The following is a 9,603-nucleotide window of genomic DNA, read 5'->3' as shown; positions in this document are numbered from 1 at the left end:
CCCCCCCCCCCCCCCCCCCCCCCCCCCCCCCCCCCCCCCCCCCCCCCCCCCCCCCCCCCCCCCCCCCCCCCCACCCCGCCGGCGGCCCACCCCGCCGCCGACCGCTCTGCGAGCACCTGAGGAGCCTGCATGTCTTCCCCCACCCCGTTCCGCTGGCTGCGCCGTCCCGGGCCGCACACGCCGCCGGGCGAGCCCGGTGCGTACGCGCCGTCGGGCCTGTCCTACGGCGCGGACTACAACCCGGACCAGTGGCCGCGCGAGGTCTGGGACGAGGACGTCCGCCTCATGCGCGAGGCCGGCGTGACGGTGGTCTCGCTCGCGATCTTCTCGTGGGCCCGCATCCAGCCGACCGAGGACACGTGGGACTTCGCGTGGCTCGACGACGCGATGGACCTCCTCCACGCGCACGGCATCACGGTCGACCTCGCGACGGCGACCGCCTCGCCGCCGCCGTGGCTGACGACGAAGCACCCGGAGATCCTGCCGCAGACCCGTACGGGCGAGACCCTGTGGCCGGGCGCGCGACAGCAGTGGCGCCCGACGTCGCCGGTCTTCCGGGAGCACGCGCTGCGCCTCGTGGAGCGCATGGCCGAGCGGTACGGCGACCACCCGGCGCTGGTCGCCTGGCACGTGTCGAACGAGCTCGGCTGCCACAACGTCTACGACTTCTCCGACGACGCGGCCGCCGCCTTCCGCGCGTGGCTGCGCGACCGCTACCCGACGCTCGACGCGCTCAACGCCGCGTGGGGCACCGCGTTCTGGTCGCAGCGCTACAGCGCGTGGGACCAGGTCCTCCCGCCGCGGCTCGCGGCGTCGCACCCGAACCCCACCCAGCAGCTCGACTTCAAGCGCTTCTCGTCCGACGCGCTCCGGCAGTACCTGCGCGCGGAGGCGGAGATCCTGCGCCGCGTCACGCCGGACGTGCCCGTGACGACGAACTTCATGGTCATGGGCGAGACGAAGGGCATGGACTACGCCGCGTGGGCGGACGAGCTCGACTTCGTCTCCAACGACCACTACGTGCTGCCCGGCCCGCAGGCGCTCGACGAGCTGTCGTTCTCCGCGAACCTCACGGGCGGCATCGCCCGGCACCGGCCGTGGTTCCTCATGGAGCACTCGACGAGCGCGGTGAACTGGCAGCCCGTGAACGTCGCGAAGAAGCCGGGCGAGCTCGCACGCGACTCGCTCACCCACGTGGCCCACGGCGCCGACGCGGTCTGCTATTTCCAGTGGCGCCAGTCCGCGGCCGGCGCGGAGAAGTACCACTCGGGCATGGTCCCGCACGCGGGCGAGCGCTCGCGCCTGTTCCGTGACGTCGTCGCGCTCGGCGCGACCTTGCGCGACCTCGCGCCCGTCGCGGGCAGCACGCAGAAGCCCGCGCGCGCCGCGATCGTCTTCGACTGGGACTCGTGGTGGACGAGCGAGCTCGACTCCCACCCGACGGACCGGCTGCGCTACCGCCAGGAGGCGCTCGACTGGTACTCGGCGTTCCTCGCGCTCGGCGTGCGCGCGGACGTCGTGCCGTCCGCGACGGACCTCGCGGCGTACGACGTCGTCGTGGCGCCGGTGCTGCACGTCGTCCCGGCCGGCCTGCGCGACCGCCTCACGGCGTTCGTCGAGGCGGGCGGCCACCTCGTCACGACCTACTTCTCGGGCGTCGTCGACCAGGACGACCATGCGTGGCTCGGTGGCTACCCGGGCGCGCTGCGCGACCTGCTCGGCATCCGGGTCGAGGAGTTCGCCCCGCTGCTGGACGGCGAGAGCGCGACGGTCGAGCTCGCGGGCGAGCAGCTCGAGGGCACGGTGTGGACCGAGCCGGTGGACGTCGTCGACCCGGACGTCGAGGTGCTGGGCTGGTACAAGACCGGCGAGCAGGCCGGGCGTGCCGCGGTGACGCGCCGGACGGTCCGCAGCGGGGGCGGCACGGGCGCCCGCGAGGGCTCCGCCGCGTACGTCTCCACGCGGTTCGGCCGCCAGGGCCTCGTCCCCGTGCTCGCCCGCCTGCTCGACGACGCGGGCGTGCGCAGCGAGCTGCCCGCCGCCGTCCGCGGCGACGTCGAGCTCGCGGTCCGCACCGACGGCACGGACGACTTCTGGTTCCTCGTCAACCGCACGGCCCGTCCGGTCGAGGTGCCCGACGTCGCGGGCGACGTCCTCGCCGGGCGCCGCCTCACGGCGTCGGGCACGAGGGCTGCCACGACGGATGGCACGGCGGACGGCACGGCGGAGGCCGCGGTGGAGGGCACGGTGGAAGGCGCGCTGCTGCTCGAGCCGCGCGGCGTCGCCGTCGTCCGCCGCCCGGCCGCGCCGACCCCGCCGAGGAAGCACCCCGCCACCGCGAGGTAGAGCCCCGGTACCACGAGGTAGAGCCGTGGTTCCGCGAGGTAGCGCCGTGGTTCCGCGAGGTAGAGCCCCGGCTCCACGAGGTCGGAGGCCTGGGCTCTCCCTCGACGGACCGCGGCTCTCCCTCGGTAGACAGACCCCCGCGGGAACGACCCGCACCCGGTGCACCCCGCCGGTTCGCAGCGACGCGAAGGAGGTGGCTCAGGGATGAGCCCGACCGAGACCGACACGACCACGCGGGGTGGACCACCCGGTCCTCGCCGCACGAGCCCGGCCGGTGCGGCCGCCCGCCGGACGGGAGCCCGCGTCGTCGCGGGCCTCGGTGCCGGGGCGCTCGTCGCGGGCTGCGCGCTCGCCGCCCTGCCCGCGCAGGCCGCGCCCCGGGGCGCGGTCGCCGCGACCGGCACGACGGCGGCCGCGGCCGACGTCGCGGGCGTCACCGTGACGCCCGACCCGTCGTACGAGGGCGCGCCGTTCGAGGGCTGGGGCACGAGCCTCGTGTGGTTCGCCAACGCCACGGGCGGCTACCCGGACGAGATCCGCGACCGGCTCGCGGACATGGTGTTCGGCGACGAGGGCCTCAACCTCAACATCGCGCGCTACAACGTCGGCGGCGGGAACGCGCCCGACGTGCCCGACTACCTGCGCGCCGGCGGCGCCGTCGACGGGTGGTGGAAGGCGCCCGAGGGCACGACGCGCACCGACGTGGACTGGTGGGACCCCGCGAACCCGGACCACTGGGACGAGGACGCGGACGCGACGCAGCGCTGGTGGGTCGACCGGATCAAGGACGACGTCACGCACTGGGAGACGTTCAGCAACTCGCCGCCGTGGTTCATGACCGTGAGCGGCTACGTCTCGGGCGGGTTCAGCTCGACCGCGGACCAGCTCAGGACGGACAGCATCGACGACTTCGCGGCCTACCTGGTCGGCGTGACCGAGCGCCTCGAGGAGGCGCACGGCATCGAGGTCGACACGATCGACCCGTTCAACGAGCCCAACACCAACTACTGGGGCACGCAGCTCGGCGCCGACGGCAACCCGACCGGGGGCCGCCAGGAGGGCGCCCACATGGGCCCCGCGCTCCAGGCGAAGGTCGTCCCGGCGCTCGCCGCGGCGCTCGAGGGCTCCTCGACCGACGCCGTGATCTCGGCGATGGACGAGACGAACCCCGGCACGTTCGCGACCAACTGGAACGCGTACCCGCAGGCGGTCCGCGACCAGGTGTCGCAGCTCAACGTCCACACCTACGGCACGGGCCAGCGCACGACGGTCCGCGACATCGCCAAGGGCGAGGACAAGCCGCTGTGGATGAGCGAGGTCGGCGGGAACTGGAGCTCGACGGGCCAGGACTTCGAGACCATGGAGTCCGGCCTCGGCAGCGCGCAGCACATCGTCGACGACCTGCGCGAGCTCGAGCCGAGCGCGTGGGTGTTCTGGCAGCCGGTCGAGGACTACGCCAACATGGCGCCCGGCGGCGAGAGCGCGAACGGCATGAACTGGGGCGAGATCCAGATCCCGTTCGACTGCACGGCCGAGGACACGCTCGAGACGTGCCCGATCTACACGAACACGAAGTACTGGGCGACCCAGAATTTCACGCACTACATCGAGCCGGGCGACTCGCTGATCCGCTCGGACGACAGCAACAGCACGGCCGCGGTGTCGGCCGACGGCACGTCCGCGACGGTCGTGCACGTCAACGCCACGAAGGCCGAGCGCGCCGTGACGCTCGACCTGTCGAAGTTCGGTGCGGTCGGGTCCGATGCGACCGTCACCCCCGTGGTCACGAGCACGGCCGGCTACCTCGTCGAGGGCGAACCGGTGGCCGTCACGCCGGGTACGGACGGCCCCAGCGCGACGCTCGTCGTGCCGGCCGAGTCCGTGACGACGTTCGTCGTCGACGGCGTCTCCGGCGTCGCGGACGACGCCGCGCTCGTCCAGGACGGTCACGCGTACCGCCTCGACGGCGTGCAGGCGGACCGCTCGCTCGCGCCGTCGGCGTCGGGCACGGGCGTCGTGATCCGCACCGACGCGCCGGTCGCCGAGCAGGCCTGGGAGCTCACGGCGCTCGGCGCCCCCGAGGGCTCCGGCTCGCACCGCACGCGCTACGCCGTGACGAACGCGGCGACGGGCCGCCAGCTCGCCGTCGCGGCCGACACGTCCGCCGTCCTCCAGGACGCGCCCGCCGACGTCGCGGACACCCCGCTCGCCGCGCAGTGGATCCTCTCGACGACCGGTGACGGCACCTTCACGCTCGTCAACGCGTCCTCGAAGACCCTCCTCGAGGTCGGCGGCCAGGCGACGGCGGACGGCTCGCCCGTGGGCACGTACCTCGCGAACTCCGGCGTGAACCAGCGCTGGCGGATCGTCGACGAGACGGTCCTCGGCACCGAGCCCGTCCAGGCGTTCACGACGCCGGGCACCGCGCCCGAGCTGCCCGCGACGGTCACGCCGGTCTACCGCGACGGGGCGCGCGGCGCGCTCCCCGTGACGTGGGACGTGCCGGACGACGACGCGTGGGCCGAGCCCGGCACCGTCGAGGTGGCGGGCACGGTGGCCACGCCGACGGGGGGCGAGGTCGCCGCGACGGCGACCGTCGTCGTCGACGAGCTCACGTCCACGCTCCCCGCGCGCGCCAAGGCGTACGCGGGCGGCACCCCGGCCCTGCCCACGACCGTCACCGCGGTCGCCGCAGGCGGCGCGGAGGTCGAGCGCCCCGTGGTCTGGGACGACGCCCGCGCGGGCGCGTACGACGGCGTCGGGGTCGTCGAGCTCACGGGCACGGCCGACGCCGGGGCGGGCGCCACGCTCCCGGCCACCGTCCGCGTCCAGGTGACCGAGGCCGCGTCCGCCAACGGCGCGCTCGCCGCGGGCACGACCGCCAGCGCGACGTTCACCGAGCCGGGCTACGCCGTCGGCGGTGTCGTCAACGGCAACCTCACGGACAAGGCATGGTCGAACTGGGTGTCGGGCACCAAGCGGGCGTCCGACACGCTCACGGTCACGCTCCCGGGCGACCGCGACGTCACCGGCGTCGTGACGCGCTTCTGGAAGGACGGGTCCAGCGCGAGCTGGGCGCAGTCCGTCCGGCTCCAGGCGCTCGTGGACGGCACGTGGACCGACGTCGGCGCGCCCGTCACGGTGGACGCCTCGCCGGACGGCCCCGCGCCCGCGGTCGAGATCCCCGCGGACGTGCGGACGTCGTCCGTGCGCGTCGTCCTCACGGCGCGGGCGAACACCCACCTGGTGGTCTCCGAGATCGAGGTGCTCGCCAAGGTGCCGGGCACGGGGACCGACGCCGCGGCGTCGGGCATCACCGTGGCCGGCGAGCCCCTCGCCGGGTTCGACCCGGCCGTCACGGCGTACGACGTGCCGGTCACGGGCGGCGTGCCCGCCGTCGAGGCGGTCGCGCACGACCCCTGGGCGACGGTCGCGGTCGAGGCCGCCGACGGCGTGCCCGGCACGACGACGGTGCGCGTCACGGCCGAGGACGGCACGCAGCGGGCGTACGCCCTGCGCTGGACGGCCGACGCCGGTGCGGCGCCCGTGACGGTCACCGCCGAGGCGCGGTGCCTGGCCGGCAAGGTGTACGTCGCGGTCCGCGCCACGAACGACGGCGACGCGCCGCTCGACGTGACGCTCGCGACGCCGTACGGCACGCGCACGGTCGCCGCGGTGGCGCCGGGCGCGAGCGCCTACCAGTCGTTCGCGTCGCGCGCGGCGTCCGTCCCGGGCGCGACGGCCGTCGTGACGGTCGACGGGTTCGCGCCGCTCGAGGTCGCGTTCGACGCGCGCTCCTGCTGAGCCGTCCGGCCGCCCGGCGGGTCGGGTCGGCGTCGTCCGCGACGCCGTCCCGGCCCGCCGTGCGGCCCTCGTCGTGGCTCCCCCGCGCCGCCCTCCGCGGCCCGGGAGAGGCACGTCACCCGACGATCGCGGCCACGCCGCGACACTGCCTCGCGTGCGTCGGCGGAGCCGCGTACCGTATCCCGGGTGCCCGGTACAGTGCCGGGACCGAGGAGGAGCCCACCACCGTGACCCCCACCACGAGCGGAGACGTCCTGACGACGGCCGGCGGCACGCGCTGGACCATGCGCGGCGAGATCGACGCCGCGGTCCAGGCCCGGCGCGAGGACGAGCTGCTGCGGCTCGCGCAGTCGGCCGACGGGCGCATCCACATCGACCTCGGCGCGGTCACCTTCATGGACTCGGGCGGCCTGCGCCTGCTCTACCACGCCGCCACGGCCGGCTCGGGGGCACCCGTGCTGGAGCGCGTCCCGCGCCGTGTCCGCGACCTGCTCGAGCTCAGCGGCGTCGCCGAGCTGTTCGAGCTCACCGACGACGCCGGACCTGCCGAGGACGAGGCGTGACCTTCGCCCACGCGGCGGTACCGCCCGGCTTCGTCGAGATCGGTGCCTGGCCGCTGCGCACGCTGGCGGACCTCGCCACCCTGCGGGAGGGCCTGCACCGCATGCTCACCGGCGCCCCGCTGCCCGCGGACCGCGCGCTCGAGGCCACGCCCGAGCGCGTCGTCCTCGTCGCGAGCGAGCTCGCGACGAACGCGCTGCGCCACGGCCTCCCCCCGACGCAGGTGCGGCTGCTCAGCGACGGCCGCGAGCTCGTCGTGGACGTCGTCGACCACTCGCCGGACGTCCCGGTCGTCGCGGGCCGGCGGTCGCCGGGCGCGGGCGGGTTCGGCCTCGTGCTCGCGCAGCGCGCCTCGACGGCCGTCGGCTGGTTCCGGGCCGGCACCGGCGAGAAGCACGTCTGGGCGCGCTTCGACGTCCCCGTCTTCCGCGGCGGGGCCGGCGTGCGCAGCGCGCTCCTCCCGATCGGCTGACGCCCCGCCGTCACGCACCCTCCCCCGCAGCGCGGCTCGGCCGCCGCGCTCCCCGGGGGCACCTCAGGCGTCGCGACGCACCAGGAGCAGGGTCGCGTCGTCCGCGGAGCGCGGGTCGCGCGCGGCGGCGACGACGCCGTCGACGTCGACCGTCCCCGGCTCCGCCGCGAAGAACGCCGCGAGCCGCCGGAGCCCGTCGAGGATCGACTCCTCGCGCCGCTCCACGAGGCCGTCGCTGTACAGCACGAGCGCGCCGCCGGGCGGCACCTGGACGTGCTGCGCGGGCGGCACGCGGTCCACGAGCCCGAGCGGCGGCACGATCGCGCTCTCCGTCCAGCTCGTGGTGCCGTCGGGCGCGACGACGAGCAGCGGCGGGTGCCCCAGCGAGACGTGCTCGACGACGCCGGTCACCGGGTCCAGCACCGCGACGGCGATCGTCGCGACCTCGCCGGGGAGCGTCCAGCGCGCGACCTCGCCCAGGAGCGTCACGGCCTCGACCGCGGAGCCCGTGCTCACGAGCGCGGCGCGCAGCGTCGTCCCGAGCTGGCCCATCGTCGCCGCGGCCTGGAGCCCGTGGCCCGTCACGTCGCCCACGACGAGCGCGAGCCGCCCGGACGGCAGCACGAGCGCGTCGTACCAGTCGCCGCCCACGAGGCCCGTGCCCGCCGACTCGTAGCGCGACTGCAGCGTCCACCCCGGGACGTCGGGCAGGAGGGCGGGCAGGAGGCTCCGCTGGAGCTCCTCCGTCGCCCGCACCGCCTTGCGGCCGCGCAGGTAGAGGGCCTCGACGAGGTGGCCGCGCAACGACGTCGCGACGTCCGTCTGGTCCGACGTCCAGGGCAGGCTGTGCCCGCGCACGACCTCGCGCCACCGCTCGAACGACTTGCGCGGGCTGAGCCGCACCGAGTCGTCCTCGCCGCGCGCGATCTCCTTGTTGTACGGGTCGCCGCCCCAGTCCACGTGCCGCAGGACCTCGTCGCGCACCCACAGCACGACCTGCCCCTCGGGCAGCACGATCCCGAGGACGCCCGCGACGTCGGGCACGAGCGCCGCGACGTCGGGCGCGTCCCGGTGCAGGGCGTCGGTCGCGACCAGGTCCTCGCCGTGCCCGAGGACCCACGCGACGAGCGCACGGCACCCGTCCTCGTCGGGCACGTTGCCGACCGCGATGAGGCCGCCCTCCGCGACGACGACGGCACCGTCGGCCCGGACGAGGCGCCGCAGCCACCCCGAGCGCGTCAGGGCGATGCCGATGGGGACGCTCTCGTCGCGGCTGTCCGCGGCAAGGTGGGCGAGGACGCCCTCCGCGCGCCGCACCTCGGTCTCCCGCTCGTCCTCCGCCTGGGAGACGAGCCGGACGGAGAGCGCGGACCCGAGGAACTCCGCGGCGGTGCGGACCTCGAAGGGCGGCTCGTGCGGCCCGGAGTAGTGGTGGCACGCGACGAGCCCCCACAGCCTGCCGTCGCGCAGGAGCGAGATGGACATCGACGCCCGCACGCCCATGTTGCGCAGGTACTCGAGGTGGATCGGCGAGACGCTGCGCAGCGTCGAGTACGTGAGGTCGAGCGGCGCGCCCGTCGTGGGCAGCAGCGTCGGGACGATCGGCTGCGGCGCGTAGTCCACGTCCGCGATGAGCCGGATCCAGTTCTTCTCGTACAGAGCGCGCGCCTGCGGCGGGATGTCCGACGCCGGGTAGTGCAGCCCCAGGAACGCGTTGAGGTCGTCCCGACGCGCCTCGGCCACGACCTCGCCGTTGTAGGCCGCGTCGAAGCGGTAGATCATCACGCGGTCGAAGCCCGTGAGGGCGCGCACGTGGCGGGCCGCGTCGTCGTACAGCTCGTCGAGCGTCGCGGCGCGCTCGAGGTCGCGCAACGCCTGCCGGACGGCGAGGTAGGTGTTGGGGAACGTCAGCGGGCGCGCGCCCGACGCGGTCTCGATCTCCACGACGAGCACCGGCTCGGAGCCCGGGCCCTCCTCCGGCAGCGGGGGCCGGTGGAGCACGGCGTCGACGTCGAGCGGCCTGCCGTCCCAGCGGTCGAGGTGCAGGGTCACGGGGTTGCGCGTCGCGAGGTCGGTCCCGCTCGCCGCGTGCGCGAGCAGGTCGCGCGCGGGCGCCGCGCCGAGCACGTCGGCGAGCGGCCGGCCCGCGAGCTCCTCCGCGGGGACGCCGAGGTGCCGTTCCACGTTCGCCGACGCCTGGAGCAGCACGCCGTCCGCCTCGCGGACCACCAGCAGGACCCCGCGCGGCTGGATCATGCCGGGGACGTGGATGGGTTCGCGGGCGCAGTTGTCGAGGTCCACCGCCTCGCCGGGCGCGAGAAGCTCCGGCTCGTCGACCGTCCTGGTCACGATCCTCCGTCCAGGCAGCACGTCCGGGGACGGCTGCCGTGCTGCGGTCGACGGACCACCTGGGCTCGAGG

The 9,603-nt window shown here is 75.5% G+C and carries 5 protein-coding genes; 4 read left to right on the top strand and 1 reads right to left on the bottom strand.

The genetic code is table 11. The features are described from left to right. The first annotated feature begins 129 nt into the window (after positions 1-129). The 4 genes from AC3WT4_RS15420 (at position 130) to AC3WT4_RS15405 (ending at position 7,183) form a co-directional block, all read left to right on the top strand. Positions 130-2,346 (top strand): beta-galactosidase, encoded by a 2,217-nt coding sequence (locus AC3WT4_RS15420; protein WP_492315847.1) that lies wholly within the window; start codon positions 130-132, stop codon positions 2,344-2,346. Between the two features lie 204 nt (positions 2,347-2,550). Then, positions 2,551-6,150: an Ig-like domain-containing protein gene (locus AC3WT4_RS15415; protein WP_492315846.1), complete on the top strand. Its 3,600-nt coding sequence runs from the start codon at positions 2,551-2,553 to the stop codon at positions 6,148-6,150. A 227-nt stretch (positions 6,151-6,377) separates the two neighbouring features. Beyond that, positions 6,378-6,713 carry an STAS domain-containing protein gene (locus AC3WT4_RS15410; RefSeq protein WP_228485224.1) on the top strand — a complete coding sequence of 112 codons (336 nt, stop codon included), beginning with the start codon at positions 6,378-6,380 and terminating at the stop codon, positions 6,711-6,713. Then, positions 6,710-7,183, top strand: coding sequence for an ATP-binding protein (locus tag AC3WT4_RS15405; RefSeq protein WP_209828385.1), 474 nt, complete (start codon positions 6,710-6,712; stop codon positions 7,181-7,183). Before AC3WT4_RS15410 ends, AC3WT4_RS15405 begins: the two co-directional genes overlap by 4 nt. 63 nt (positions 7,184-7,246) lie before the next feature. On the opposite strand, the gene AC3WT4_RS15400 is transcribed toward AC3WT4_RS15405, so the two are convergent. After that, positions 7,247-9,532, bottom strand: a complete 2,286-nt coding sequence (locus tag AC3WT4_RS15400) for a SpoIIE family protein phosphatase (RefSeq protein WP_492315845.1) — start codon at positions 9,530-9,532, stop codon at positions 7,247-7,249. Positions 9,533-9,603: the final 71 nt, after the last annotated feature.

It is taken from the genome of Cellulosimicrobium sp. EB106-03-01-XG111, assembly GCF_058792115.1.
This window is presented reverse-complemented; position numbering and strand designations above follow the sequence as displayed.